This is a genomic window from Pseudaestuariivita atlantica (assembly GCF_001205715.1).
GTDB classification, from domain to species: domain Bacteria; phylum Pseudomonadota; class Alphaproteobacteria; order Rhodobacterales; family Rhodobacteraceae; genus Pseudaestuariivita; species Pseudaestuariivita atlantica.
Genome location: NZ_AQQZ01000009.1, coordinates 110065 through 134813 on the forward strand (window position 1 = coordinate 110065; position 24749 = coordinate 134813).

Annotated in this window: 25 protein-coding genes; 10 read left to right on the forward strand and 15 right to left on the reverse strand. The window is 67.8% G+C overall.

Annotated features, from left to right (window positions below; all coding sequences use genetic code 11):
• Positions 1-135: 135 nt before the first annotated feature.
• The 3 genes from ATO11_RS17520 to ATO11_RS17530 form a co-directional block, all read right to left on the reverse strand.
• Positions 136-1290: an RsmB/NOP family class I SAM-dependent RNA methyltransferase gene (locus ATO11_RS17520; RefSeq protein ID WP_050532215.1), complete on the reverse strand. Its 1155-nt coding sequence runs from the start codon at positions 1288-1290 to the stop codon at positions 136-138.
• Between the two features lies 1 nt (position 1291).
• Complete coding sequence (guaB, locus tag ATO11_RS17525) at positions 1292-2740, reverse strand: IMP dehydrogenase (RefSeq protein WP_050532216.1); 1449 nt, start codon at positions 2738-2740, stop codon at positions 1292-1294.
• A gap of 186 nt (positions 2741-2926) precedes the next feature.
• On the reverse strand, positions 2927-3523 hold the full coding sequence (locus ATO11_RS17530; RefSeq protein WP_082176413.1) for a biotin transporter BioY: 597 nt from the start codon (positions 3521-3523) through the stop codon (positions 2927-2929).
• A 143-nt stretch (positions 3524-3666) separates the two neighbouring features.
• Here ATO11_RS17530 and ATO11_RS17535 point away from each other — a divergent pair, with 143 nt between their 5' ends.
• The 5 genes from ATO11_RS17535 to ATO11_RS17555 all read left to right on the forward strand — a co-directional run bounded on the left by ATO11_RS17535 (position 3667) and on the right by ATO11_RS17555 (position 8213).
• On the forward strand, positions 3667-4317 hold the full coding sequence (locus ATO11_RS17535) for an SDR family NAD(P)-dependent oxidoreductase (RefSeq protein ID WP_050532217.1): 651 nt from the start codon (positions 3667-3669) through the stop codon (positions 4315-4317).
• A gap of 487 nt (positions 4318-4804) precedes the next feature.
• Entirely contained in the window at positions 4805-5452 is a 648-nt protein-coding gene (locus ATO11_RS17540; RefSeq protein ID WP_050532218.1) for a class I SAM-dependent methyltransferase, read from the forward strand.
• A 66-nt stretch (positions 5453-5518) separates the two neighbouring features.
• Positions 5519-6292 carry a 5'/3'-nucleotidase SurE gene (gene surE / locus ATO11_RS17545; protein WP_050532219.1) on the forward strand — a complete coding sequence of 258 codons (774 nt, stop codon included), beginning with the start codon at positions 5519-5521 and terminating at the stop codon, positions 6290-6292.
• Entirely contained in the window at positions 6289-6933 is a 645-nt protein-coding gene (locus tag ATO11_RS17550) for a protein-L-isoaspartate(D-aspartate) O-methyltransferase (RefSeq protein WP_050532220.1), read from the forward strand. Before surE ends, ATO11_RS17550 begins: the two co-directional genes overlap by 4 nt.
• A 77-nt stretch (positions 6934-7010) precedes the next feature.
• Entirely contained in the window at positions 7011-8213 is a 1203-nt protein-coding gene (locus ATO11_RS17555) for a M23 family metallopeptidase (protein ID WP_050532221.1), read from the forward strand.
• A 695-nt stretch (positions 8214-8908) separates the two neighbouring features.
• Here ATO11_RS17555 and ATO11_RS17560 read toward each other — a convergent pair.
• From ATO11_RS17560 to ATO11_RS17575, 4 genes are read right to left on the reverse strand one after another with little or no spacing between them, the layout of a single operon-like run.
• Entirely contained in the window at positions 8909-9751 is an 843-nt protein-coding gene (locus ATO11_RS17560) for an ATP-binding protein (protein WP_050532222.1), read from the reverse strand.
• A complete protein-coding gene (tatC, locus tag ATO11_RS17565) occupies positions 9741-10652 on the reverse strand; it encodes a twin-arginine translocase subunit TatC (RefSeq protein WP_050532223.1) in 912 nt (303 codons plus the stop codon). Before tatC ends, ATO11_RS17560 begins: the two co-directional genes overlap by 11 nt.
• A gap of 1 nt (position 10653) precedes the next feature.
• Entirely contained in the window at positions 10654-11106 is a 453-nt protein-coding gene (gene tatB / locus ATO11_RS17570; RefSeq protein ID WP_050532224.1) for a Sec-independent protein translocase protein TatB, read from the reverse strand.
• Between the two features lie 7 nt (positions 11107-11113).
• Positions 11114-11386, reverse strand: coding sequence for a twin-arginine translocase TatA/TatE family subunit (locus tag ATO11_RS17575; protein WP_082176415.1), 273 nt, complete (start codon positions 11384-11386; stop codon positions 11114-11116).
• A gap of 273 nt (positions 11387-11659) precedes the next feature.
• Between ATO11_RS17575 and ATO11_RS17580 the strand changes: the two genes are divergently transcribed.
• Positions 11660-12340, forward strand: a complete 681-nt coding sequence (locus tag ATO11_RS17580) for a helix-turn-helix transcriptional regulator (protein ID WP_050532225.1) — start codon at positions 11660-11662, stop codon at positions 12338-12340.
• 10 nt (positions 12341-12350) lie between these two features.
• Here ATO11_RS17580 and ATO11_RS17585 read toward each other — a convergent pair whose 3' ends face one another.
• The 3 genes from ATO11_RS17585 to ATO11_RS17595 all read right to left on the reverse strand — a co-directional run bounded on the left by ATO11_RS17585 (position 12351) and on the right by ATO11_RS17595 (position 15432).
• A complete protein-coding gene (locus ATO11_RS17585) occupies positions 12351-13448 on the reverse strand; it encodes an ABC transporter ATP-binding protein (RefSeq protein WP_050532226.1) in 1098 nt (365 codons plus the stop codon).
• Positions 13449-13511: 63 nt separating this feature from the next.
• Positions 13512-14648: a hypothetical protein gene (locus ATO11_RS17590; protein WP_050532227.1), complete on the reverse strand. Its 1137-nt coding sequence runs from the start codon at positions 14646-14648 to the stop codon at positions 13512-13514.
• A 1-nt stretch (position 14649) separates the two neighbouring features.
• On the reverse strand, positions 14650-15432 hold the full coding sequence (locus tag ATO11_RS17595; protein WP_050532228.1) for an SDR family oxidoreductase: 783 nt from the start codon (positions 15430-15432) through the stop codon (positions 14650-14652).
• Positions 15433-15630: 198 nt separating this feature from the next.
• Here ATO11_RS17595 and ATO11_RS17600 point away from each other — a divergent pair, with 198 nt between their 5' ends.
• On the forward strand, positions 15631-16653 hold the full coding sequence (locus ATO11_RS17600) for a Hint domain-containing protein (protein ID WP_242601457.1): 1023 nt from the start codon (positions 15631-15633) through the stop codon (positions 16651-16653).
• 11 nt (positions 16654-16664) lie between these two features.
• Here the strand turns inward: ATO11_RS17600 and ATO11_RS17605 are convergent, their stop codons facing one another.
• The gene (locus ATO11_RS17605) at positions 16665-17039 is read right to left on the reverse strand and encodes a nuclear transport factor 2 family protein (protein ID WP_050532229.1); all 375 of its coding nucleotides are present in this window, start codon (positions 17037-17039) and stop codon (positions 16665-16667) included.
• A 144-nt stretch (positions 17040-17183) separates the two neighbouring features.
• Here ATO11_RS17605 and ATO11_RS17610 point away from each other — a divergent pair, with 144 nt between their 5' ends.
• From ATO11_RS17610 to ATO11_RS17620, 3 genes are all read left to right on the forward strand, one after another.
• Entirely contained in the window at positions 17184-18005 is an 822-nt protein-coding gene (locus ATO11_RS17610) for a universal stress protein (RefSeq protein WP_050532230.1), read from the forward strand.
• 52 nt (positions 18006-18057) lie between these two features.
• Entirely contained in the window at positions 18058-19665 is a 1608-nt protein-coding gene (locus tag ATO11_RS17615) for a peptide chain release factor 3 (protein ID WP_050532306.1), read from the forward strand.
• Between the two features lie 63 nt (positions 19666-19728).
• Positions 19729-20163, forward strand: coding sequence for a copper chaperone PCu(A)C (locus tag ATO11_RS17620; RefSeq protein ID WP_050532231.1), 435 nt, complete (start codon positions 19729-19731; stop codon positions 20161-20163).
• 44 nt (positions 20164-20207) lie between these two features.
• On the opposite strand, the gene ATO11_RS17625 is transcribed toward ATO11_RS17620, so the two are convergent.
• Genes ATO11_RS17625 through iolD form a run of 4 tightly spaced genes read right to left on the reverse strand, consistent with a single transcriptional unit; the run spans position 20208 to position 24743 of the window.
• Positions 20208-21038: a class II fructose-bisphosphate aldolase gene (locus ATO11_RS17625; RefSeq protein WP_050532232.1), complete on the reverse strand. Its 831-nt coding sequence runs from the start codon at positions 21036-21038 to the stop codon at positions 20208-20210.
• A 24-nt stretch (positions 21039-21062) separates the two neighbouring features.
• Positions 21063-21905, reverse strand: a complete 843-nt coding sequence (locus ATO11_RS17630) for a 5-deoxy-glucuronate isomerase (protein WP_050532233.1) — start codon at positions 21903-21905, stop codon at positions 21063-21065.
• Positions 21906-22880 (reverse strand): PfkB family carbohydrate kinase, encoded by a 975-nt coding sequence (locus ATO11_RS17635; protein ID WP_050532234.1) that lies wholly within the window; start codon positions 22878-22880, stop codon positions 21906-21908.
• Complete coding sequence (gene iolD / locus ATO11_RS17640; RefSeq protein WP_050532235.1) at positions 22881-24743, reverse strand: 3D-(3,5/4)-trihydroxycyclohexane-1,2-dione acylhydrolase (decyclizing); 1863 nt, start codon at positions 24741-24743, stop codon at positions 22881-22883.
• Positions 24744-24749 lie beyond the last annotated feature (6 nt).

A 24749-nucleotide genomic window follows, 5' to 3' on the forward strand; every position in this document is an offset into this window, starting at 1 on the left:
CACGGGCCCGATGAATGTCCGCAATGCTAGTGCCAACGCGCCGCCTCCGTCAGAATCGTGGGTGCATTACAGCGCCCGGTGGTTAACCGGTGATTAAGGCTGTCACAAATAGCCACAGGTTGAAAGGATACAGTTCTAGTCGCGCTTTAAGTGCGCAGAAAAGAACCCGTCGCCCGTCTCGTCGATCGCATGGCGGTGCGACGCCGTTTGCACCCAGCCCGGATGGGCGGACAGGAAGGCATCGGCCTGCGCCTCGTTCTCGGGGCGAAGGACCGAACAGGTGGCATAGGCGAGCGTGCCGCCGGGCGCGACAAGACCCGTGGCGGAGGACAGGATATCGGCTTGCAGGCGCGTCAGGTCGTCCAGCTTTTCTTGGGTAAACAGCCACTTGCCGCCGGGATCGCGCCGCCATGCGCCGCTTCCCGAACAGGGCGCGTCACACAGGACCAGCGCATATGGCCCCGAGGGCCGGTCCGGCAGGCAGCGGATCGTGGCCCCCGCGCGCGCCGCCCGCGCCGGCAGGTCCACCATGCGCGCCGGGTTCGCATCCCAGGCGTCGATATCCCGCCCGTAACGCGCCGCAAGCGCCAGCGTCTTGCCGCCCCCGCCCGCGCACAGATCAAGGATCGGCCCGTCGCATTCGGGCAGGTCGGCCACCACCGACTGGCTGGACGCATCCTGCGGCTCTACCAGCCCGTCGGCGAAGGCGCGGGCATTGCGCAAGCGCGCGGCCCCCTCGCCAAGGCGCAGGGCGGTGGCGACCTGCGGGTGTGGCGCGGCCTCGATCCCGTCTTCGGCCAGCGCCGCGATGGCAGCATCGCGGTGTGTTTTCAGAAGGTTGACACGCACGAAGACGGGCGCGCGGCTGGCCAGTGCGTGGCATTGGGCGGCGGCTGTCTCGCCCAGCGCATCCTCGAAAAGCGGAACCAGCCAGTCGGGCAGGTTCCACGCCTCGGCACGGGTGGCGGGCGGGTGCCCGGCGGTGCGTTCATCCTCTGACAGGCATGCGGGCTGGTGGCGCGCGCCGGTAAAGACCGCGTCCACGTCCGCCCCTTCAGCACGCAACAGGCCCAGCATCAGGGCGCGGCCGCTGTCGCCGCCGCCAAGGCAGGCGAGGCTGCGCTTGCGGCGGAGTACGTCGAAGACGTGGTCGCGCACGGCGCGGCGGTCCTTCGACCCGGCAAAGCGGCTGGCCCGCGCCCAGCGCGTCAGCGCCTGTTCCGCCGGAGCGCCCGCCTGCACGGCATCCAGAACCTCGATCGCGGCCTGAACCCGCGCCGCCGGTGTCATGTCACATCACGCGGTAATTGGGGCTTTCGCGGGTGATCTGCACGTCGTGCACGTGGCTTTCCTTCAGCCCCGCGCCGGTGATCTTCACGAAATTGCAGCGCGTGCGCATCTCGTCCACCGTGGCATTCCCGGTATAGCCCATCGCGGCGCGCAGCCCCCCCACCAGCTGGTGGATGACGGCACCCGCGGACCCCTTATAGGGCACCTGCCCCTCGATCCCCTCGGGCACCAGCTTGTCGGTGGCGGCGTCCTTCTGGAAATACCGGTCGGCCGAGCCGCGCGCCATCGCGCCCATCGACCCCATGCCGCGATAGGCCTTGAACGACCGGCCCTGGTACAGGATCACCTCGCCTGGGCTCTCGTCGGTGCCCGCGATCATGCTGCCGACCATGGCGCAGGACGCGCCCGCCGCGATGGCCTTGGCGAAATCGCCCGAGAACTTGATGCCGCCATCGGCGATCACCGGCACGTCGCCCGCTGCCGCCGCGCAATCCATGATCGCCGACAATTGCGGCACGCCCACGCCCGCGACCATCCGCGTCGTGCAGATCGAGCCCGGCCCGATGCCGACCTTGATCGCATCGGCGCCCGCGCCGATCAGGGCGCGCGTGGCCTCGCCCGTGGCGACGTTGCCCGCCACGACCTGCACCTCGTTCGACAGGCGCTTGGCGCGTTCGACGGCGCGCGCGACACCCTCGGAATGGCCATGCGCGGTGTCGATCACGATCATGTCGACGCCCGCATCCACCAGCGCCTCGGACCGTTCGAACCCGGCATCACCAACGGTCGAGGCCGCGGCGACCCGCAACCGCCCCAACCCATCCTTGCAGGCCATCGGGTTCAGCACCGCCTGTTCGAGGTCCTTCAGCGTCAGAAGGCCCGTCAGCTTGCCCTCCTTGTCGGTGACCAACAGCTTCTCGATCCGGCGCGCCTTCATCAGGCTCTTGGCCTCTTCGCGGTCTGCGGGTTCGGTCATGATGGCAAGGTCGTTCGACGTCATCATCACGCGCACGGGCGTCGCGTCGTCGGTGGCGAACCGCATGTCGCGGTTGGTGACGATGCCGACGACGCGGCCCCGCTCGTCCACCACCGGGAAGCCGGTGAAATTGTACCGCTCCGCCAGCGCCTTGGCATCGGCGAGCGTCTGGTCGGGGGTCAGCGTGATCGGGTTGTAGACGATGCCCGACACGAAACGCTTCACCCGGCGCACCTGCCGCTGCTGCTCGTCGATGTCGAGGTTGCGGTGCAACACGCCCATGCCGCCGGCCTGCGCCATGCAGATCGCCATGCGCGCCTCGGTCACCGTGTCCATCGCGGAACTGAGCAGCGGGATGTTCAGGTCGATCGACTGCGTCACCCGCGTCCGGGTGTCCGCCGTGTTGGGCAGAACCGAGCTTTCGGCCGGAACCAGCAGAACGTCATCGAAGGTAAGCGCCTCGCGAATCTCCATGAAGACCTCTCGGGTTGGGAGTTTCGTTTGACGCCTCCCTATTTCACGCCCCTCGCCAAAAGAAAAGCCCCCGCCGCACCGGGCGAGGGCTGGGATTTGGTTGAAGGGGGTCGTCTGAGGATCAGCCGACCTACCCGTGCCGCGGCGATGTAGGTCGGCTGCTTGCCAGCCGACCCCGCCCAAGGCTCAGCGCTTTGCGAGCGACCAGCCACCGGCGACAAGCAGCGCCGCAAGCACGGCCTTGACCACGTCACCCAGGATGAAGGGGCTCACCCAACCGGCCCAGAGCTTGGCGGCAGAGGTGCCGACCCAGCCGGCCTCGACACCGAAGGCGCCGGCCAGCGACATCGGCCACAGAACGCCGGGGATATAGAGGGCCACGGCCGCGACCAGCCCGGTCAGGACCAGCGGCAGCAGGCTGCGCTGCCCGCGATCACCGGCCAGACCGGCGATGAAGGCCATCAGCACAAAGCCGAACAGGAACCCGGTCGTCGGGCCGGCAAACAGCCACGCCATGCCCGCCTTGCCACCGGCAAAGACCGGCAGGCCCATCGCGCCCTCGGCGAGGTACAGCGCCAGCGCCGCCGCGCCCAGGCGCGAACCCAGCACGAAGCCGACCATCAGAACCGCCAGCGTCTGCATCGAGATCGGAACCGGCCACATCGGGATCGATACCTGCGCGGCCAGCGCCACCAGCAGCGATCCGCCGACAACCAGCGCGATCTTGGTCCAGAGTGCATCCGAGCCGATCATCGCCCGGCCGAGCGTCATGTTGTTCGTCATCCCTCTCACCTCGTCATTTTCGGGGGTTGGCGCAGGTTCTTCGCGCTTGGCCCGCCTTTGTCAACCGTTTGACCCCGGATTTGCCCGCCCTTGCCGCGCGCGGCCCTTGCACCCGGCACATGGCTCTGGCAGTGGCTCGGCGCATGAGCACCGACAAACCCCTTGCGCTGGTCACCGGCGCGTCGCGCGGACTGGGCGCGGCGCTGGCGCTGGCCCTTGCCCCGTCTCACCACGTCGTCGCCGTCGGGCGCACCACCGGCGCACTCGAAGAGCTTGACGACCGCATACAGGCCGCCGGCGGCAGCGCCACGCTCGCACCCATGGACATCACCGAGACCGAGGCGATGGCCACCCTCTGCCGCGGGATCTATGACCGCTGGGGCGCGCTCGACCTCTGGGTGCATGCCGCGATCCACGCAGCACCCCTCGCCCCCGCCTCCTCTGTCGATGCCAAGGACATGGCGAAATCGGTCGCGACCAACGTGACCGCCACCGCCACGCTCATCCCCTTCGTCACGCCCCTTCTCGGAACGGACGGCACCGCGCTCTTCTTCGACGACCCGCGTGGCGGCGAGCCGTTCTTCGGCGCCTACGGCGCGACCAAGGCGGCGCAGATGGCGCTCGCCCGGTCGTGGCAGGCGGAAACGCGGCGCACCGGCCCGCGCGTGGTCATCGCCACGCCGCCGCCCATGCCCACCGCAACCCGCGCGCGGTTCTATCCGGGCGAAGACCGCTCCGCGCTCGCGACCTGCGACACCGCCGCCCACGACATCCTCGCCTCGCTGCGCGACTGACCAGCGCCCGGCACCGCCGCCGCCCATGCCCAACGCGACCCGTGCACGGGACTATCCGGGTGAAGACCGCTTCGCCCTCGCCACCGGCGGCCCCGCCGCCCGTGACATCCTCGCCACCCTGCGCAACTGACCTGCCCCCGGCACCGCCGCCGCCCATGCCCAAGGCGACTCGTGCGCGGTTCTATCCCGGTGAAGACCACACCGCGCTCGCCACCTGCGACAGCGCCGCCCGCGACATCCTCGCCACCCTGCGCGACTGACTTGCGCGTGGCTCCTTGTTCCTCCGCCCGCCCTGTCTAGCAGGCGGGCCGCACCTCACCGGCGTCCGATGCCACCCCTGCAACGCTGCGCAAGTCGGCATCGGTCATAGCGCTGGCGGTGACGGAAACCGTGCTCTCTCTGCCACCCGCGCCCCCGCCGCCCAGCAATATCCCCGCCGCCCCCGCGCGATTGACCGGCGCGCGGGGCCGCCGCTACGCTCGGTCCCATGCGTCTCAGCCTGCCCCGCCTCCGCTCCGGTCAATCAAGCCTGACCGCGCTTTACGACCGTGCGGCCTCCGGCTGGCAGGCGGGCCTTGCTTCGCTGGGGTTCGACGCCGCGTATGCGACGCTTTGCACGTCCGCCAAGGTAGGAGACAAACCCATCCGCGCCCTCGACGCAGGCTGCGGCACCGGTGCGCTCGCCCGTGCGTTTGCCACCCGAACGGTGCGGCCCCTTACGCTCGACCTTCTCGACCCCGCGCCGGCCATGCTCGACGAAGCCACCGCGCGGCTGACCGATTCGGGCACGCCCCTCGGACAGGTCTGGTGCGGGCTTCTGGAGGATCCCCGCGTGCCGGAAGGCGCCTATTCCCACGTTCTCTGCGCGCATGTCATAGAACACCTCGATGACCCCGATCCGGCCCTGCGCTGGCTTCGCGCGCGGCTCGCGCGCGGCGGGCAACTGGTGCTGGCGGTGTCGAAACCCCATTGGTGCACCGCGCTCGTGCGCTGGCGCTGGGGCAACCGGGCCTTCCGCCCCGCCGATGTGACCGCGCGACTGACCGCCGCGGGCTTTCTCGGGATCACCACCGTGCCCTTCCCCTCCGGCCCGCCATCGCGGGTCAGTTGCGGCTATGTCGCGCACACGCCCTGAGCCTTGCCCCAACCGCACGGACCCTCTAAGGAAACCGAAACCCCAGACGCGAGGCCCGGGCAGGCGATGCGCATCCTTCTGACGAACGACGACGGCATCGACGCGCGCGGCCTGGCCGTGCTGCAGACCATTGCGCGCGAGCTGACCGATTACACCCACATCTACACCGTCGCGCCGATGTCCGAGCAGTCGGGCGTCGGGCACTGCATCAGCTACACCCAGCCGGTGCGCTTCGAAAAGCGCGGCGCTCGGGACTGGGCGGTCGACGGCAGCCCGGCCGATTGCGTGATCGCCGCCGTGCACGCGCTGATGGCCGACAAACCGCCCGACCTGATCCTGTCGGGCGTGAACCGGGGCAACAACTCGGCCGAGAACGCGCTTTATTCCGGTACCCTCGGCGCGGCGATGGAAGGCGCGCTGCAGGGGCACCTCGCCATCGCGCTGTCGCAGTATTTCGGGCCGCGCAACGGATCGCTCGACGACCCGTTCGAAGCCTCCGCCGCGCATCTGGCCGGCGTGATCGAGGATATCCGCGCGCGCCATACCGGGGCGGTCGGCGGATATCTGCCGTTCTACAACGTCAACGTGCCGCCCGTCCCGGCGGACGAGGTGACCGGCACCGTCTGGGTGCGGCAGGGGCGGCGGCCCGATGTGAACTTCTCGGCGACACAGGCCGAAAGCCCCTCGCGCCGGCAATTCATGTGGATCGGTGGCGGCAACCAGCACGTGGACGTCGATGCCGAAACCGATGCCGCGGCGAACCTTGGCGGCGCGATCTCGGTCACGCCGATGCGGGCGGACCTGACGGCGCATGACCTTCTGCCCGGTGACGGGGAATGACCGCCAGCCCCGAAGTCACGATGCAGTTCCTCTATGCCCTGCGCTCGCACGGGGTGACGGACACGTCGGTGCTGGGGGCCATGGAAAAGATCGACCGGGGCCCTTTCGTCAAAGGCTATTTCACCGATCGCGCCTACGAGGACATGCCGCTGCCCATCGCCTGCGGCCAGACGATTTCGCAACCCTCCGTGGTGGGGCTGATGACGCAGGCGCTGCAGGTCACGCCGCGTGACAAGGTGCTCGAGGTCGGCACCGGCTCGGGCTACCAGGCGGCGGTTCTCAGCCAGCTTGCGCGGCGGGTCTACACCGTCGACCGGCACGCCCGGCTGGTGCGCGAGGCCCGCGCCCTGTTCGAGGCGATGGACCTGACCAACATCACCGCGTTCACCGCCGATGGCAGCCACGGCCTGCCCGACCAGGCCCCGTTCGACCGTATCCTTGTCACCGCGGCGGCCGAGGACCCTCCGGGGCCGCTCTTGGCGCAACTCAAAATCGGGGGTATCATGGTCGTACCGGTCGGCCAGTCCGACGCGGTGCAGCACCTGATCCGTGTCAAACGGCACGAGACGGGCTATGACTATGACGAACTGAGGCCCGTCCGCTTCGTCCCGCTGGTCGAAGGGCTGGGCCGCGAGGAGTGAACCGGGCCCATGCGCCCAGACCGGGACCCGCCACCCCATAAGGCGGGCCCACCCCGAGGACGAACAGGACACCGCCCATGCCGGCCCAGACCCTTTTGCAGGCTTCTTTCTCTCTGCCGCATCCCCGCATCCGCACCCGTACCGCCCGCCTGACGCTCGCGTCGATCTCGCTTGCGGCGCTTGTCGCCTGCGGCGACCAACCGCTTGATTTCGACCTGCGCGGCAAGCTGTCGAACAACCGGTTCGACACGTCCGAGGCCGCGCGCAACGCCACCATCGACCGCCCCGCGCCCGACAGCCGCGGCGTGATCTCGTACCCCACCTACCAGGTCGCCGTGGCCCGGCGCGGCGACACGCTGCGCACGCTTGCGACCCGCGTGGGCGCGGATGTGAACGAGCTGGCCCGCTTCAACGGCGTCAAGGCCGACGCGACCCTGCGCAAGGGCGAGGTCGTGGCCCTGCCCCGCCGCGTGCCCGATGCCGACACCAGCGCCCTGCCGCAAGCCGATGGCGTCGACGTGACCGAGCTTGCCTCGGGCGCGATCGAAAGCGCCGCGCCGACGCCGGTGCAGACCGCCGCGCTTGGCCCCGTCCAGACCGGCCCCGAACCCACCCGGCACAAGGTCGAACGGGGGGAGACCGCCTATACCATCGCGCGGCTCTACGGCGTGCCGGTGCGCTCGCTCGGCGAATGGAACGGGCTTGGCCCGGACTACGCCATCCGCGAGGGCCAGTTCCTGCTGATCCCGGTGGTCGACCAGTCGGCAACGCCCGCCTCCGCCCCGGAGGAGACGCCGAAACCCGGCACCGGATCGCCCACGCCCACCCCGCCTTCGGCCATCAAGCCGCTGCCGAAAGAGCCCGACATCACCGACGCGACCAAGCCGCCCTCACCCGATCTTGCCGCGACGGTCACGCCGCAGAAGACCGATGCGGCGATGGTCTACCCGGTGACCGGCTCGATCATCCGCGCCTATTCCAAGGGCAAGAATGACGGGATCGACATCGCCGCCTCGGCCGGCACGCCGGTCAAGGCCGCGCAGGGCGGCACGGTGGGGCATGTGACCTCGACCGCCGACCAGGCGAAGTTCATCGTGATCAAGCACTCCGCCACGCTTCTGACGGTGTATTTGAACGTGGACGGCATCTCGGTGAAGAAGGGCGACAAGGTGAGCGCCGGACAGACCATCGCCAAGGTCGCCGACACCTCGCCCTCGTTCCTGCATTTCGAGGTCCGCGAAGGCACCGACAGCGTCGATCCCGCCCTGTACCTCGAATAGGCGGCCACGGTCGCCGGGGTTTGCATACCCCGGCTACAAACCCCGCGCGGAATCAAGGCCGCAGGCCGCCGCGCATCGACGGGCCGCCGCCACGGCACGTCGATCTTGTTGGGCTTGGTGCATCGCCGGGGCATCGCGCGGACTTGGCTATGATAAAGGTCCCAGCCCACCCATCGGATCGACGCACCACGGCCCGTCCGCAACCGCTGCAAGAAAAACCCCGTCCCTTTCAACAGCCCCTCTAACCCGCGCGGAATCAAGGGCTTCAGCCCGCCGCGCATCGACGGGCCGCCCCCCGGCACGTCGATCTGGCCGGTCTTGGCGCATCGCCGGGGCAGAGTGCGGATTTGGCAGCCATAAACCACCCAGCCCACCCGTCGGATCGACGCACCGCGACCCGTCTGCGAACGTTTCAAGAAAGCTCTCGATAAATGGCCAGTGTCCCTCACCCTGCGCGGAATCAAGGCCGTAGGCCGCCGCGAATCGACGGGCCGCCCCAACGACACGTCGATTTGGTTGGTCTTGGTGCGTCGCTGGGGCGTTGCAAGGACTTGGCAGAAATAAAGTGTGCCGCGGGTCCGTCGGATCGACGCGCCGCGGCCCGTCTGTAACCCTCAGCGCCATTGAAGGCCACCGCCAAATGGTTACCGAAATATTAAGCAATTACAGACAATTGTAGTAACCCATGGGTTACCTCAACCGATCCGCACACCCTTGCGCCCTGCAAGATCGGTGAAGAACTGCCACGCCACCCGGCCCGACCGCGACCCGCGCGTCGCCTGCCACTCGATCGCGCCCGCGCGCAACTCGTCATCGCTCACCTCGACCCCGAAGGCATCGCAATAGCCACGGATCATGGCGAGGTAGGCATCCTGGTCGCAGGCATGGAACCCCAGCCACAGACCGAACCGGTCCGACAGCGACACCTTCTCTTCCACCGCCTCGGACGGGTTGATGGCCGAGCCGCGCTCGTTCTCGATCATGTCGCGGGGCATCAGGTGGCGACGGTTCGACGTCGCGTAGAAAACCACGTTGTCCGGACGCCCCTCGATCCCGCCGTCCAGAACCGCCTTCAGCGACTTGTAATGCTGGTCATCGTGGGAAAAGCTCAGATCGTCGCAATAGAGCACGAACCGCTGCGGCGCATCGCGCAAGAGGTTCAGAAGCCGCCCGACCGAGGGCAGGTCCTCCCGCTGCAACTCCACCAGCTTCAGATCGGGATGCCCGGCCTCCAGCGCGCCGTGCACGGCCTTCACGAGGCTCGACTTGCCCATCCCCCGCGCGCCCCACAGAAGCGCGTTGTTGGCGGGCAGGCCATCGGCGAATTGCCGGGTATTGGCCATCAGCGTGTCGCGCGCCCGGTCGATCCCCACCAGCAGATCCAGCGGGATGCGGTTGACCACCGGCACGGGCTCCAACCGGTCGGGCTCCACGTGCCAGACATAGGCCGAGGCGGTGAAATCAGGCGCGGGCGCGGGTGGCGGGCTGACCCGCTCCAGCGCCTCGGCGATCCGGTGCAGGGGGTCGTCAGCCGACAAGGTCTTCCTCGTCCTCGTCGTCGTAATAGCCCTCTTCGCGCAGCTTCGCCTCGCGCTTGGTCTCGACCCGCCGCACGAGGAAGATCGACACCTCGTAAAGGCCGTAGACCACGGTGAAGAGGATCAGCTGCGTCACCACGTCGGGCGGCGTCACAAGCGCCGCGAGGACGAGGATCCCCACCATCGCGTACTTGCGCACGGCACCCAGCCCCTCGGCGCTGACCAGACCCGCCTTGCCCATCAGGGTCAGCAGGACCGGCAACTGGAAGCACAGGCCGAAGGCCATGATGAAGACCAGCGTGATGCCCAGCGACTCGTTCACCTTGCCGAAGAAGGTGATGCGCACGCCTTCGTCGGCGCCGGGCGTGACCACCGCTTCGGCGGGCAGATCGCTGGCATTGCCGATGAAGGACGCGAAGATCGACGAAATGTCGGCAAAGCCGAGGAAGAAGGACATCGCCAGCGGCGTGACCACGAAATGCGCGAACGCCGCACCCAGCAGGAACATGATGGGCGAGGCGATGATGAACGGCAAAAACGCTGCCTTTTCAGTACGATACAGCCCCGGCGCCACGAAGCGCCACATCTGGTGCGCGATCACCGGGAAGGCGAGCGCGAAGCCGAACACCATGGCGATGCGGAACAGCGTGAACAGGTATTCCTGCGGCGAGGTGTATTGCAGCGTCGGCTGCGGATCGCCCAGCGCGCGCAGCGTGTCGGCGATGGGCGCGAGCAGGAATTCGAGGATATGGGCCGCGATGAATTCACCCTGGATCGGGATGAACATGAGGCAGACCCCGATCAGCAGCGCCACGACCGACCGGATCAGCCGCGTGCGCAACTCGGCAAGGTGCGCGATCAGCGGGGCCGATGAATCGTCGATCTCGTCGGTCTGGCTCATGTCAGCCGTCGTCCTTCTTGCCCTGCACCTCGGCCAGTTCGGCCTCGGCCTTCTCGGCGGCCTCGCGGGCGGCCTCGGCCTCTTTCAGCTTGCGGTCGGCGGCGGCGCGGGCGCTGGCGGCCTTGATCTTGGCCCCGTCGGCGGCGCGTTTCTCGGCCAGTTTGCCGGTCTCGCTTTCGGGGTCGAGGTCCATGAACTTGGTCGTGGTGTCCTTGACGCCCTGCGCGGCCGTCTTCAGCGGGTTCGCCGCCGCGTTCAGACCTTTCGAGATGTCCTTCACGCCCGCCTCGTCCGCCGCCTCGTTCATCGCGCGGCTGAACTCGCGCGCCATGCCGCGGGCCTTGCCCACGAACCGGCCCACCGCGCGGAACACGCCCGGCAGCTCCTTGGGTCCGATGACGATGAGGGCGAAGATCCCGATCAGCAGAATCTCGGCCCAGCCCAGGTCCAGCATGGCGGGATCAGGCCTTGTTCTTGTCGTTCACGTCGCGCAGCGTGGGGTCGGTTTCGTCGTTCGGCGTCGCGTCCGAACGGCCCGGAGGCGTGATGTCGCGCGCGTCCGCGGCGGCGTCGTCTTCCAGTTCCTTGGTGCTGTCGTTGACGCCCTTCTTGAAGGCGGTGATGCCCTTGCCGACTTCACCCATCAGCGACGAGATCTTGCCGCGTCCGAACAGGACCAGCACGACGACCGCGATGAGGATGAGACCCGGAAGTCCGATATTGCCGATGCCCATGGCTCTAGCTCTCCTTGAGGTGGGGCGCTTGCGGCCCCGGAATGTCAGGCCCTTCAGATAAACCTCCGCACCGGACGCGGGAAGGGCCGGATGGGGCATTTTGCTTGACCGGGGGGCCGGATTGTCATTTTTTGTGACACTAATCTGTCAGTTGCCAGGATAATGACAATTCCGGCGCCACAACACGAAAGCCCGACCCGAATCGATGGCGATGTTCCGCCCCCCCTGCCCGCCCGTTCCGCGCCATGCCGCCCCGCGGCGGGGCACGCGCCCATGACCCGGTCGGATCGCCTGTTCGACCTGATCCAGGTCCTGCGCGACGGGCGGCTGCACCGGGCGCAGGACCTCGCGGAGCGGCTGGGCGTGTCGATCCGCACGATCTATCGCGACATGGACACGCTGGTGGCCAGCGGCATCCCGATCCAGGGCGAGCGGGGGCTGGGTTACATGGCGACGGCGGCGATCACCCTGCCGCCCCTGAACCTGACGATGACCGAACTGGAGGCGCTGCACCTCGGCATGGCCGTGGTGGGCGAGGCGGCGGACGCCGAATTGCAGGCCGCCGCGCGCTCGCTTTCCGCCAAGATCGACGCGGTCCTGCCCGAGGACCGGCAGGCCCCGCCCACGGGCTTTGGGTTCGCGGTCTATCCCTTCGCGGATGCCGCCAAGGGGTTTGACCACATGCCCGCGATCCGGGGCGCGATCCGCGTGCGGCAGAAGCTGGAGATCACCTACCGCGAACTGGACGAAACCCGCAGCACCCGCGTGATCCGGCCTTTGCAACTGGAATACTGGGGCCGGGTCTGGACGGCGACTTGCTGGTGCGAGGCCTGCGAGGAGTTCCGCGTCTTCCGCGTCGACCGGATCGAGGCTCTGACCGTCCTTCCGGCGCTGTTCCTCGAAGAGGACGGCAAGACGCTGAGCGATTACGTGGCCGCGCGCGACGCGGGCTGATACCGCAGGGTCAGGCGCGGAAGATGTGGCAGCGGTTGCGCGGGATCGTGAGCCAGAACACCGTGCCCTCGGCGGGCAGGAAGACGTTCGGCACCAGCGCGCGGATGTCGGTCCCGGCATCGAGGCGGAAATCGACAAGGCTTTCCGAACCCATGAACCGCGCCCGCCGGACCACGGCCCGCGCCGCGACCCCGTCGGTGATGGTGGGGCTGGGCCCGCGCCCCTGCCGGTCGAAATCGATGCGCACGTGTTGCGGGCGGAAGACGATTTCGACCTCGGTGCCGTCGGGCATGCCGGGGCTGAGGAACTCGCCAAAGGGCGTTTCGGCCAGCGCCCCGCGCGTCACGGCACGGACCACGTTCACGTCCGAGAAGAAGGCGACGGCGTTGCGGTCGACGGGGCTGTTGTAGATGTTGTAGGGCGCGCCCTTCTGCACGATCCGCCCGTCGCGCATCAGCGCGATCTCGTCGGCCATGCGCATGGCCTCTTCGGGTTCGTGGGTGACCAGCAGGACGCTGGCGCCTTCTTCCTTCAGCACGGCCAGCGTGTCGTCGCGGATGCCGTCGCGCAGGCGGTTGTCGAGGCCCGAGAACGGCTCGTCCATCAGCATGACCTTGGGCCGGGGTGCCAGCGCGCGGGCAAGCGCCACCCGCTGCTGTTCGCCGCCCGACAATTCGTGCGGATAGGCCTGCGACAGGTGGGTGAGCGAGACCTTGTCCAGCAATTCGCCGACGCGGGCATCGGTGTCGGCGCGCGATCCGCGCAGGCCGAACCCGACATTGCCCGCGACCGTCAGGTGCGGAAAAAGCGCGAAATCCTGGAACATCAGGCCGATCTCGCGCCGTTCGGGCGGCACCCGCGTGACCGTGTCGCAGACCAGTTCGCCATCGACATAGATCTCGCCCCGGTCCTGCATCTCCACCCCCGCGATCATGCGGAGCGTCGTGGACTTGCCGCAGCCCGAAGGCCCCAGCAGGCAGGTCACCTGCCCCGGCGCGATTTCGAGCGACACGTCGTCGACAACCGTCACGTCGCCGATGCGGCGCGACATGTTGCGAACCTCGAGACGGGGAGCGGATGTGGGCACGGGGCGGTTCACCTTTCGCATGCCCGACCGTTTTGATCGGGAACCGCAGGGGGCGTAGCAAGCGCGCCTGCCGCGCGCAACCCGTCACGCGGTCAGATCGAACGCCGCGCGGGCGCGGGGGACACCGTTGACCTGCACGGTCAGGGCGTGGGTGCCGGGATAAAGGCGGAAGGTCGTGGCATCGCCCTTGAACCGGTGCCGCTTGTCCAGCCGCAGGGTGCCGTCCCGCCCGATACGCGCCTGTTTCAGCTTGAACACCTTGGGCGCGGTGCTGCCACCGGCCTTCACGAAATCGACGGCATAGTCGACCAGAACGCCCGCGCCCGGCGGGCCGGTGAGCGTGACAGCAAACGCCATGACCTCGCCGATCCGGCAGGTCGCGGGCAGGTCGAGCGTCGCGGATACGGAAAGGTCCGGGTCAAAGCCCACGATGCGCATGGCGCGGGGGTGGCCCTGTTTGACCAGCGTGCGCAGGGCGTGGGCGGTCATCCATGCCAGTTCCTTCGCCTCCTGCCGGTCGGCCTGCGCCCAGTCCTCCAGCCGGTCCATCGCCACGTCCGGCGCGACCTTGGCGATGTCGTTGAGGTGGTTGGCGACCGAACGGGTGACGAACCGCGCGGGATCGGCGTGCAGCCGGTCGAGCAGCGGCAGCGGATCGGTGAGGACAAGGTCGATGTTGCGCGCCCATGGCAGGCGGGGGCGCGTGCCCTCGCTCACCAGCCGCCGGACGTGGTAATGCGCGTCGTCCGCCCAGAGGTGCAGGCGCGCCATCGTCTCGGACGGCCAGCGGTTGAGGAAGGGGCGGATGTAGAACTCCATCGAGAAGCGCTGGGTGGCGGCGTGCAGCAGGTCGAGCGCACGGTCGCGGTGGTCTTCGAGCCCGTGGCGCACGGCCAGCACGCCCGGCACCGCGTGGATGAACCGCCCGAAATCGTCATCGCGCAGCGAGGGGTCGAGCGGCGGCAGCATCGCCGCTTCAAGCGCGTCGGCCATCGCGTTGAAATCGCGCGGCAATTGCGCTTCGAGGCAGTCGGCGATCCAGTCGAGCCGCTCCAGCAACTCGCGGCTTGCCAGCCCCGGCAGGACCGTTTCGAGAAACCGATCCGGATCGAACCCCGGCAGGACGGCATGTTCGCGCGCAAGGTCACCCAGCGTGTCGGCGTTGAAGAGGTGATCCTTCAGCGAGAACCCCGACCCCGCCGGGCGGCCCTTGTCGGCCATGTCAGAGCGTCGCGTTCACGTTGCCGCCGTCCAGAAGCACGTTCTGGCCCACCATGAAGCCCGCGTGTTGCGAGCACATGAAGGCGCAGGTGGCGCCGAATTCCTCGGCCGTGCCGTAGCGGCCCGAGGGGATCTCGGCCCAGACCTGTTTGGTCGCTTCCTCGACCGGGATGCCCTGCCGTTCGGCGATGGCACGGTCGAGCGAGGCGCGGCGGTCGGTGGCGTGGCTGCCGGGCAGCAGGTTGTTGATCGTCACGCCGTGCTTCGCCACCTGCCGCGCGGTGCCCGCGACATAGCCCGTCAGCCCGGCGCGCGCCGAGTTCGACAGGCCCAGCACCGGGATCGGCGCCTTGACCGATTGCGAGGTGATGTTGACGACGCGGCCCCAGCCCCGGTCGATCATGCCGGGCAGGCAGGCCTTCATCAGCGCGATGGGAGTCAGCATGTTGGCGTCGAGCGCGGCGATGAAGTCATCGCGCGTCCAGTCGCTCCACATGCCCGGCGGCGGGCCGCCCGCGTTGGTGACGAGGATGTCGATGTCGCCCGCCGCCTCCAGCACGGCCTCGCGCCCCTCTTCAGTGGTGATGTCGGCGGCCACGGCGGCGACGCTGATGCCGCCATGCGCGGCGTGGATTTCGACCGCCGTGGCGTCCAGCGCCTCGGCCCCGCGGGCGTTCAGGATCAGGTTGACCCCCGCCGCCGCCAGCGCCTCGGCACAGCCGCGCCCCAACCCCTTGCTCGATGCACAGACGAGCGCCGTCTTGCCCGCGATTCCCAGATCCATGGCCCTATCCTCCGTTCACGTCGCGCGAAGATTGCCGCGCCCGCGCCCGATTGCAAGCGGCGGTCCGCGCCCCGCGCCCTCCAACGGCCCGAAAATGACCGGGGCGTTGACCAGATTTCGTCACATCCATACTCTATCAACCACTTGACCCGTAGCTTGACGGGGCATTCCGACACCCTTGCAAAGGACCCCTTGCGCGTGATCGACGACGTCTCGACCGATGCCAAGCAAGCCCAGGCCGTCGCGGTTTTCCGCGCCGAGGCGCTGAAGGTGATCGCCGGGGCGAACCTGGGCGACGCGCTGTCCTTTGCCGACGAATTGCAACCCGACGACATCTATGCGCTGTCGGCCCATGCCGAACGGTCTCGGCTGGAACTGTTGCCGCAGGGCGGCGGGCGGTTCCTTGTCGCCGAACGCTCGCAGGCGGGCATGCCGGGCCACCGCGTGGTGCTGGACTGCGCGCTGACCTTCATGGCGCCCGACGGATCGACCACCGAGGTGCTGGTGCTGGTCGAGGTCGACGAGGCCGGCGGCGTGGTGGAAATCTTTGCCCTGCCCCTCGCCCCGATGCCGGTGAAAAGCGACATCACGCTTGTGGGCATCGACCGCGACAGCGCCGAGGAAAAGCTGGCGCAGGTGGCCTGCGTGTCCTTCACGCGGGGCACGATGATCACCGTCGCTTCGGGCGCGCAGGTGCCCATCGAACAACTGAGCGTCGGCGACAAGGTGCTGACACGCGACGACGGCGCGCAGGCGATCCGCTGGATCGGCCAGACCACCGTGCGCGCCAGTGGCGAGATGGCGCCCATCGTCATCACCGCGGGCACGCTGCACAATGCCGGCGATCTTGTCGTCAGCCCCGACCACCGCCTGTTCATCTACCAGCGACGCGACCGTCTGGGCGCGGGCCGGTCCGAGCTTCTGGTGAAGGTGCGCCACCTTGTGAACGGCAAGTCCGTCTACCGGATGCAGGGCGGGTTCGTGGATTACTTCCAGCTGCTCTTCGACGATCACCAGATCATCTATGCCGAGGGGATCGCGGCGGAATCGCTGCTGATCGACACCCGGACGCAACCCGCACTCCCGTCCGAGATCAACGCCGAGGTCGCGCACCGCATGCGCGGGCACGACCCGCTGATGCTGCGCGAGTTCGAGGTGACCGAACAATTGCTGGACCGTCCCGACGCAGCAGACCTGCTGCGCCGGTCGTCTTCGGGCTGAGGGTCGCGGGCTTAGCCGCCCGCGCCATAGAAGAACTCTTCCCGCACGATCTTGCCATCCGCAATGTGATAGACGGCGACCTCTTTCATGTCGTCGACGCGGCCGCTTTCCTTTTCCTTGGTCTTAACCTCGAAGATCACGGCAAAGCGGTCATCGCCATGCGGGAACGGGTCCGAGATGTTGGCCTCCAGCACCTCGAACGTCGAATCCCACCACGCGTGTTTGCCGCGAATGCCGTCAAGGCCGTGGGTTTCCGGCCCCTGGTCGCCCATGGCCATCGCCTCGACCGAGACGGCATTGTCGGCATAGAGCTTGCCGAGGTTCTCGTTCTCGCGCCCTTCGCGGCATCCGGCGACCAGTTCATTGGCGATTTCATTCAGTGTCATGCGGGAATCCTCCGTTTCGAATGAGCGTTCTCTACCAGCCAGTCCTGCCAGTTTATGTCATGAGCTGCTGACGGATATGAACCTTCTGCCCCTTCTCAGGACCGCTGCGCGTGGTTAGGTCTGTACCTGACAAAGGGAGCAGCCATGAAGATACTCGCCGCAACCGATCTTTCCGAACGATCCGACCGCGCGCTGGCGCGTGCGTTCCAGCTTGCGGGCGCGTCGGGGGCGCGGTTGTCGGTGGTGCACGTGCTGGACGAGGACCTGCCCGACGCCGTCGCCGACCCGATGCAGGCCAGCACGGTCGAGACGCAGACGCGGCTGTGCGATGCGCTGGCCGATGGGCAAGAGTGTGACTTCGCCTGCCTGCGCGGTGACCCGGTGGAGACGCTGTTAAGGGAAGCCGATACGGCGGACCTGCTGGTGATGGGCGCGCACCGGCCGCGCAAGTTCCTCGACATGCTGCGCGAGACGACGATGAGCCGGATCGTGCGCCACACCCGCACGCCCGTCCTGCTGGTCACGGGAGAGGCGGACGGCGCTTATTCCCGCATCCTCGCCGCGACGGATTTCTCCCCGGCCTCGGTTGCCGCGATGCGGACTGCCCGGCGCTGGGTGCCCGGTGCGCGGATCACGCCGGTTCACGCGCTGGAAATTCCCTATACCGGGCACCTGTCGCGCAACTCCGACACGATGGCCACGCTGGAGGCAGCGTTCCGCAAGGACGTCGCGGCCGAGGCCGACGCGTGGGAAGAAGCGCTTGACCCCGATCCCGCGCGGGATGGCGTGGAGGTTGTCACCGGCAGCCCGCTTCGCGTCATCAACGAAGCGGTGCAGCGCGACGGGGCGGACCTTGTGGCCGTCGGCGCGCATGGCCGCGTGGGCGGTGGCCCGGCCCTGCTGGGATCGCTTGCGACCGACCTGATCCGCACGCCGCCCTGTGACGTGCTGGTGGCGCGGCCCTGACGCAGGGCCCGCGCGCCTTGCCCTTGGGCGGCACATCGCCTATCTGCGCGCCATGCTGGACACGTCCCCCAACCGCCCCGATCTGCCACCCGAGATCGCCCGCCGCCGGACCTTTGCGATCATCTCGCACCCCGACGCGGGCAAGACCACGCTGACGGAAAAGTTCCTTCTGTTCGGCGGCGCGATCCAGATGGCGGGACAGGTGCGCGCCAAGGGCGAGGCCCGGCGCACCCGGTCGGACTTCATGGCGATGGAAAAGGACCGGGGCATTTCCGTCTCGGCCTCGGCGATGTCGTTCGATTTCAGGGAGTTCCGCTTCAACCTTGTCGACACGCCCGGTCACAGCGACTTTTCCGAAGACACCTATCGCACGCTGACGGCGGTTGATGCGGCGGTGATGGTGATCGACGGCGCCAAGGGCGTGGAAAGCCAGACGCGGAAGCTATTCGAGGTCTGCCGCCTGCGCGACCTGCCGATCCTGACCTTCTGCAACAAGATGGACCGCGAAAGCCGCGACACGTTCGACATCATCGACGAGATCCAGGAGAACCTTGCCATCGACGTCACGCCCGCCTCGTGGCCGATCGGGATGGGGCAGGATTTCCTCGGCTGTTACGACATGCTGCGCGACCGGCTGGAGCTGATGGACCGCGCCGACCGCAACGTCGTGGCCGAAAGCATCAAGATCGAGGGGCTGAACGACCCCGCGCTGGCCGAACACGTCCCCGACCACCTGCTGGAGCAGTTGCGCGAAGAAGTGGAAATGGCGCGCGAACTTCTGCCGAGGCTCGACCCACAGGCCGTGCTGGACGGGACGATGACGCCGATCTGGTTCGGCTCGGCCATCAACTCCTTCGGCGTGAAGGAACTGATGGACGGGATCGCCGGGTACGGCCCGCAGCCGCAGATCCAGTCGGCCGAGCCGCGCCAGATCCTGCCGGAAGAGCCGAAAGTGGCCGGGTTCGTCTTCAAGGTGCAGGCCAACATGGACCCCAAGCACCGCGACCGGGTGGCGTTCCTGCGCCTCGCCTCGGGCCATTTTAAGCGCGGCATGAAGCTGACGCATGTGCGGTCGAAAAAGCCGATGGCGATTTCGAACCCCGTCCTGTTCCTCGCCGCCGACCGCGAACTGGCCGAGGAGGCCTGGGCGGGCGACATCATCGGCATCCCCAACCACGGCCAGCTTCGCATCGGCGACACGCTGACCGAGGGCGAGGCGCTGCGCGTGACCGGCATCCCCTCCTTCGCGCCCGAGCTTCTGCAAGGCTGCCGCGCGGGTGATCCGCTGAAGGCCAAGCACCTTGAAAAGGCGCTGATGCAGTTCGCCGAAGAGGGTGCCGCCAAGGTCTTCAAGCCCAATATCGGGTCGGGCTTCATCGTGGGCGTCGTCGGCGCGCTGCAATTCGAGGTGCTGGCGAGCCGGATCGAGCTGGAATACGGCCTGCCCGTCCGGTTCGAACCGACGCAGTTCACCTCCGCCCGCTGGGCGTCGGGACCGAAGGACAAGGTCGAGGCGTTCGTGAACGCCAACAAGCAGCAGATCGCGCATGACCATGACGGCGACGTCGTCTACCTGACCCGCCTGCAATGGGACATCGACCGCGTGGTGCGCGACTACCCGGATGTGCATCTGACCGCCACCAAAGAGATGATGGTCTGACTGCGGCTTGCCATCGGGACCGATCCGTCAGATGATGTAATAACATTACATCAGGAAAGCCCCATGCGCGCCGCCATTCTTGCCCTGCTCTTCGCCTCCCCCGCCCTGGCCGACGGGTTGCACGTGGGCGAAGGCTGGATGGCCGCGACCGAAGGGCAAGTAGCGCGTGCCTTCGTGGAGATCCACAACGAGGGCGATGCTCCGGTGATCCTGCACGCGTTCCGCGCGGACTGGGCCGATGCCGCGCTGGTGGGTGCACCGGTCAAGGCGGACGGGCGGGACGTGCCGCTTGATGACTACATGCTCCTGCCGGGCGAAGAACTGGACATGGAGCCGGAAGGCGTCTTCATCCGTTTGACGGACCTCACCGTGCCGCTGGCGGAAGGCACAGAGGCGGACGTCACGCTGATCCTGTCCACCGGCACAGAGATTGCCATCACGATCCAGGTGGAAGGCGAAAACGCCGAGACCGAAAGCCACGCCGGCCACGATCACTGACCCTTGCCGCGAGGCGCGCCCGGTCGGGCGCGACGAGCCCCCGCTCAGGCCGGTTTGAAGGCGCGCAGGACCTCGCGGGTGGCGGTGAAGATCGGATCGTGCACCTCTTTCAGGATGCCCACCCGGTCGTACCTGTCGGGATCGGCGGCAAGTGCCGCGCGCAGCGAGGCGCCGAAGACCTGTCGCAACTCGGTGCCGATGTTGAACTTGCAGATCGCGCTGCCCCGCGACAGCCTCATGCGCTGCGCCACCGGCACGCCCGACCCGCCATGGATCACCAGCGGCACGTCGGTCACCGCCTCGATCGCCGCGATCCGCGCCTCGTCGAGCCCCTGCGAGGCCTGCGTCTGCAGATGCACGTTCCCGACCGAGATCGCCATCGCGTCCACGCCCGTCTCTGCTGCGAACCGCGCGGCCTCGTCGGGGTCGGTGCCTAGGCTTTCGGCCCCGCCGTCATAGCCCACGAACCCGATCTCTCCCTCGCAGGACACGCCCGCCTCGTGCGCCATCGCCACGATGTCTGACGTGATGCGGATGTTGTCCTCGAGCGGCAGTTTCGAGCCGTCGAACATGACCGAGGTGAAGCCCGCCGCGATCGCGTCGCGGCATTCCTGCACCTCGTAACCGTGGTCAAGATGCGCCACGACCGGCACGCTGACGCTGTCGGCAAGCCAGCGGAACATCGCGCCCAGCACCGGCAGGGGCGTGTGCGCGCGGCAGGACGGGCCGGCCTGCAGGATCACGGGGCAGCCTTCGGCCTCGGCCGCCTGCGCATAGGCGCGGGCATCTTCCCAGCCCAGGCAGACAAGGCCGGCCACCGCGTATCCCTGTTCGCGCGCAGGCTGAAGAACCTCGGTCAAGGTCGCGAGAGTCATGGGTTTTCGCCTCTTGCTAAAGCGTCACTTGAACTTGGCAACCATGTCCATGATGCCGGGGATCGTGTGCAGTTGTTCGGCGTGGGTCGGCTGGAAATACTGTTTCAGCGACCGCTGCGACAGCCCGCCGAGGATCGTGAAATAGTACATCTCGTATCCCGGCAGGACGCAGCACGGGTGGTAACCCTTGTCGATGCAGATCGTGGACCCGTCCATGATGTGATAGGCGTCGCCCGGTTCGTTATCGACCCGCTGGAGCATCTGCAGGCCCGAGCCGTAATTGGGTTTGAACCGGAAGTTGTAGGTCTCGTCGTGGCGGCTCTCGTCCGGCAGGCGGTCGGTGTCGTGCTTGTGGCTGGGAAAGCCCGACCAGCCGCCTGCACCCACCGTGAAGAGCTCGCTCACCAACAGCCGCCCGACGCGGTCGTGCTGGTTGGCACCGAGGATGTGTTTGATCTTGCGGTGGGTCTTGGTGTCGTCCGACCCGTATTGCACGAGGTCCAATTCGTTCCGGCGCACCGCGAAGGGCTTCAGCGTCTCGGCGAATTTCGCGCCCGCGACGAACACCTCGGCGCTGGCCGAGCGGCAAGTGATGCGCGCGCCGGTATCGGTTGGGACATAGACGCCTTCGGGTTCGCCGTCCCACACGTCCTCGCCGCGGTTGCCGATCCCGGCAAAGGTTTCGCCACCAGTCTCGACATCGACCGTGCCCGTGGCGGGGACGATGCAGGTCTCATACTCCGCCAGCCGGTAGTCGAAATGCTGGCCTTCGGTCAGCTTGACGATGTTGAAATAGTTCAGCGGAACCAAAGCATCATCAACGTCCACGATGGGTTTGTTTTCATTGTCGAAAGGCGGGATGTGCATTCAAGCCTCCGTGGGGCCGGGATGGGAGGCGAGGAACGCCTCGAGGTCGTCAGGGTATGGCAAAGCGGGCGCGCAGCCGGGGCGCGACACGGTGATCGCGGCGCAGGCGGAGCCGCGCAGGATCGCCTCTTTCAGCGGGTGACCGGCGGCCAGCGCGGCCATGCAGCCGGACATGAAGCTGTCGCCCGCGCCGGTGGGTTTCAGCGCCTCGACCGGGTAGATGCCGGTGCGGATCTCCTCGCCACCGGCGAAGGTTACGGCACCTTTCTCACCCATCTTGTAAACCACGATGGCGGCGCGGGTGGCGACTTCGCGTGCCTTGGCAAGGCCCTTGTCCAAGCCCCCGGCCATGAACCCGAATTCCTCGTCGTTGCCGACGATCATGTCGCACTGGTCGGCGGCGCGGGACAGGACCTCTTCGGCGACTTGCGGTGAGGGCCAGCTGTAGGGGCGGTAATCGACGTCGAAGATGATCGGCAGGCCCGCCGCCCTGGCGAGCTCGAACGCGCGGAACGCGGCGCTGCGCGACGGTTCGGCGGCAAAGACGGTGCCCGCCGTGATGAGCACGCCGAAGCGGGAATAGTCCACCGCTTCAACGTCTTCGACGGACATCTGGAAGTCGGCGGCGCCGTTGCGGTAGATCACGTTGCGGTGGCCTTCGACGCGGCTTTCATAGACGGCGAGCGAGTTGCGGTATTCGCCACCCACCCGGCGCACGTATTCCGCGCCGACGCCGTATTTTTCAAGCTGGCCAATGCAGTACGAGCCGATGCTGTCATCGCTGACGCAGGTCACGAGCGACGCCTTGCCGCCGAACTTGCAGATGCCCGCGCCGATATTCGCGGACGATCCGCCAAGACCCACGCTGACGCGTTCGGCATCCTCAACGGCGACGCCGGCATCGGTGAAGAAATCGATGCCCGCGCGGCCCACGATGATGAAGTTGTTCCGCGCGATCCCGTCGACCAGGTCCATCTAGACCCCCTGCCGCTGCTTGCTGCGCGAGGATTCCCATTCCTCGTGCTTGGCGCGCACCTCGGCGCTGTCTGACACCTGCGCCGTGCCGACCTCCCACCACGCGTGGCCGCCTTCGGTCCAGCCCTCGTAGGGGTCGACCTGCATGACGATCACGGTGGTCTTGTCAGACGCCTTGGCACGCTGGAACGCCTCGCCCAACTCAGCCGGGTTGGCGACGGTTTCGGCTTCGGCCCCCATGGCGCGGGCGTGGGCTTCGAAGTCGACGGCGAAGGCTTCGGGCACCGTCGGGCAATCGGCGATCAGGTTGTTGAAGCTTTCCTGTCCGGTGTTGTTCTGCAGCTTGTTGATGACGGCGAACCCGCCGTTGTCGAGCACCAGCACGATCATCTTTTTCCGCGTCAGGACAGACGAATAGATGTCGGAGTTCATCAAGAGGTACGACCCGTCGCCGACGAAGACGATGGTGTCCTGATCGGGTTCGACCTCGGCCTGCGCGATGCGCGCGCCCCAGCCGCCGGCGATTTCGTACCCCATGCAGGAGAAGCCGAATTCGACGTCCACGGTGCCGATGTCGAGAGTGCGCCAGTTGGCCGTTACCTCGGCCGGCAGGCCTCCCGCGGCGGTCACCACCCGGTCGCGCGGATCGCAGAGCGCGTTCACGACGCCGATGGCCTGCGCGTAGGAATTGGGGCGGTTGCCGTGGGCCACGGTGCGCGCGACCTCGTCATCCCACTTGGCGCGTTCGTCCCGCGCGCGTTTGGTCCAGTCTGCCGGCGCGGAATAGCCGGACATCGCCGCGCCCAGCGCCTGCAGCCCCAGTTTCGCATCGCCCACAACCGGCAGCGCGCGGTGCTTGCCCGCGTCGTGCCGCGCAGCGTTGAGCGACACGATCTGCGCCTCCTTGGCGAAGGCCGTCCATGACCCGGTCGTGAAGTCCTGCAGCCGCGTGCCGACGGCAAGGATCACGTCCGCCTCGGACGCGATGGTGTTGGCGCTGTCCGATCCGGTCACGCCGACCGGGCCGGTGTTCAGATCATGGGTCGAGACAAGGTTCGCCCGGCCCGCGATGGTTTCGACCACGGGGATCGCGTGCGCCTCGGCAAAGGAGGTCAGGTCGGATACCGCACGAGAATACTGCACCCCGCCGCCCGCGATGATCATGGGGCGTTTCGCGCCGCGCAGGGCGGCGGCGGCATCGGCGATCTCGTCCGTGTCGGGGGTCTGTCGCCGGATGCGGTGCACGCGGCGTTCGAACATCTCTGCCGGGTAATCCCATGCCCAGCCCTGCACGTCCTGCGGCAGCCCGATGAAGGCCGGGCCGCACTCGGCCGGGTCGAGCATCACCGCAAGCGCGGCAGGCAGCGACTGGATGATCTGCGCGGGATGCGTGATCCGGTCCCAGTAGCGCGTCACCGCGCGGAACGCATCGTTCAGGCCCAGCGACGGGTCGCCGAAGTGCTCAAGCTGTTGCAGCACCGGATCCGGCAGCCGCGTCAGGAACGTGTCCCCGCAGAGCATCAGCATCGGCAAGCGGTTGGCATGGGCCAGCGCCGAGGCGGTCAGGAGGTTCGCGGTGCCCGGCCCGGCGCTTGCCGTGCAGAACATGAACCGCTGGCGCAGGTGGTACTTGGCATAACCCGCCGCCGCGAATCCCATGCTCTGTTCGTTCTGGCCACGGTAAAGCGGCAGCTCGTCCTGCACGGGGTAAAGCGCCTCGCCCAGGCAGGGCACGTTGCCGTGGCCGAAGATGCCGAAGCCGCCACCGCAGATCCGCGTCTCGACCCCGTCGATTTCGATATATTGCGCCAGAAGCCAGCGCACGATGGCCTGCGTCACCGTCAGCCGATGCGTCTCCGCCATCCGCCG

What these genes read in the sequence shown, in the direction of transcription:
- iolD (WP_050532235.1), bottom strand. Translation starts at nt 24,743, where the DNA reads ATGGCGGAGACGCATCGGCTGACGGTGACGCAGGCCATCGTGCGCTGG.
- ATO11_RS17580 (WP_050532225.1), top strand. Translation starts at nt 11,660, where the DNA reads ATGACCCGGTCGGATCGCCTGTTCGACCTGATCCAGGTCCTGCGCGAC.
- ATO11_RS17620 (WP_050532231.1), top strand. Translation starts at nt 19,729, where the DNA reads ATGCGCGCCGCCATTCTTGCCCTGCTCTTCGCCTCCCCCGCCCTGGCC.
- ATO11_RS17520 (WP_050532215.1), bottom strand. Translation starts at nt 1,290, where the DNA reads ATGACACCGGCGGCGCGGGTTCAGGCCGCGATCGAGGTTCTGGATGCC.
- ATO11_RS17575 (WP_082176415.1), bottom strand. Translation starts at nt 11,386, where the DNA reads ATGGGCATCGGCAATATCGGACTTCCGGGTCTCATCCTCATCGCGGTC.
- ATO11_RS17610 (WP_050532230.1), top strand. Translation starts at nt 17,184, where the DNA reads ATGAAGATACTCGCCGCAACCGATCTTTCCGAACGATCCGACCGCGCG.
- ATO11_RS17615 (WP_050532306.1), top strand. Translation starts at nt 18,058, where the DNA reads ATGCTGGACACGTCCCCCAACCGCCCCGATCTGCCACCCGAGATCGCC.
- ATO11_RS17540 (WP_050532218.1), top strand. Translation starts at nt 4,805, where the DNA reads ATGCGTCTCAGCCTGCCCCGCCTCCGCTCCGGTCAATCAAGCCTGACC.
- guaB (WP_050532216.1), bottom strand. Translation starts at nt 2,740, where the DNA reads ATGGAGATTCGCGAGGCGCTTACCTTCGATGACGTTCTGCTGGTTCCG.
- surE (WP_050532219.1), top strand. Translation starts at nt 5,519, where the DNA reads ATGCGCATCCTTCTGACGAACGACGACGGCATCGACGCGCGCGGCCTG.
- ATO11_RS17535 (WP_050532217.1), top strand. Translation starts at nt 3,667, where the DNA reads ATGAGCACCGACAAACCCCTTGCGCTGGTCACCGGCGCGTCGCGCGGA.
- tatC (WP_050532223.1), bottom strand. Translation starts at nt 10,652, where the DNA reads ATGAGCCAGACCGACGAGATCGACGATTCATCGGCCCCGCTGATCGCG.
- tatB (WP_050532224.1), bottom strand. Translation starts at nt 11,106, where the DNA reads ATGCTGGACCTGGGCTGGGCCGAGATTCTGCTGATCGGGATCTTCGCC.
- ATO11_RS17590 (WP_050532227.1), bottom strand. Translation starts at nt 14,648, where the DNA reads ATGGCCGACAAGGGCCGCCCGGCGGGGTCGGGGTTCTCGCTGAAGGAT.
- ATO11_RS17605 (WP_050532229.1), bottom strand. Translation starts at nt 17,039, where the DNA reads ATGACACTGAATGAAATCGCCAATGAACTGGTCGCCGGATGCCGCGAA.
- ATO11_RS17625 (WP_050532232.1), bottom strand. Translation starts at nt 21,038, where the DNA reads ATGACTCTCGCGACCTTGACCGAGGTTCTTCAGCCTGCGCGCGAACAG.
- ATO11_RS17550 (WP_050532220.1), top strand. Translation starts at nt 6,289, where the DNA reads ATGACCGCCAGCCCCGAAGTCACGATGCAGTTCCTCTATGCCCTGCGC.
- ATO11_RS17595 (WP_050532228.1), bottom strand. Translation starts at nt 15,432, where the DNA reads ATGGATCTGGGAATCGCGGGCAAGACGGCGCTCGTCTGTGCATCGAGC.
- ATO11_RS17635 (WP_050532234.1), bottom strand. Translation starts at nt 22,880, where the DNA reads ATGGACCTGGTCGACGGGATCGCGCGGAACAACTTCATCATCGTGGGC.
- ATO11_RS17585 (WP_050532226.1), bottom strand. Translation starts at nt 13,448, where the DNA reads ATGCGAAAGGTGAACCGCCCCGTGCCCACATCCGCTCCCCGTCTCGAG.
- ATO11_RS17630 (WP_050532233.1), bottom strand. Translation starts at nt 21,905, where the DNA reads ATGCACATCCCGCCTTTCGACAATGAAAACAAACCCATCGTGGACGTT.
- ATO11_RS17530 (WP_082176413.1), bottom strand. Translation starts at nt 3,523, where the DNA reads ATGACGAACAACATGACGCTCGGCCGGGCGATGATCGGCTCGGATGCA.
- ATO11_RS17555 (WP_050532221.1), top strand. Translation starts at nt 7,011, where the DNA reads ATGCCGGCCCAGACCCTTTTGCAGGCTTCTTTCTCTCTGCCGCATCCC.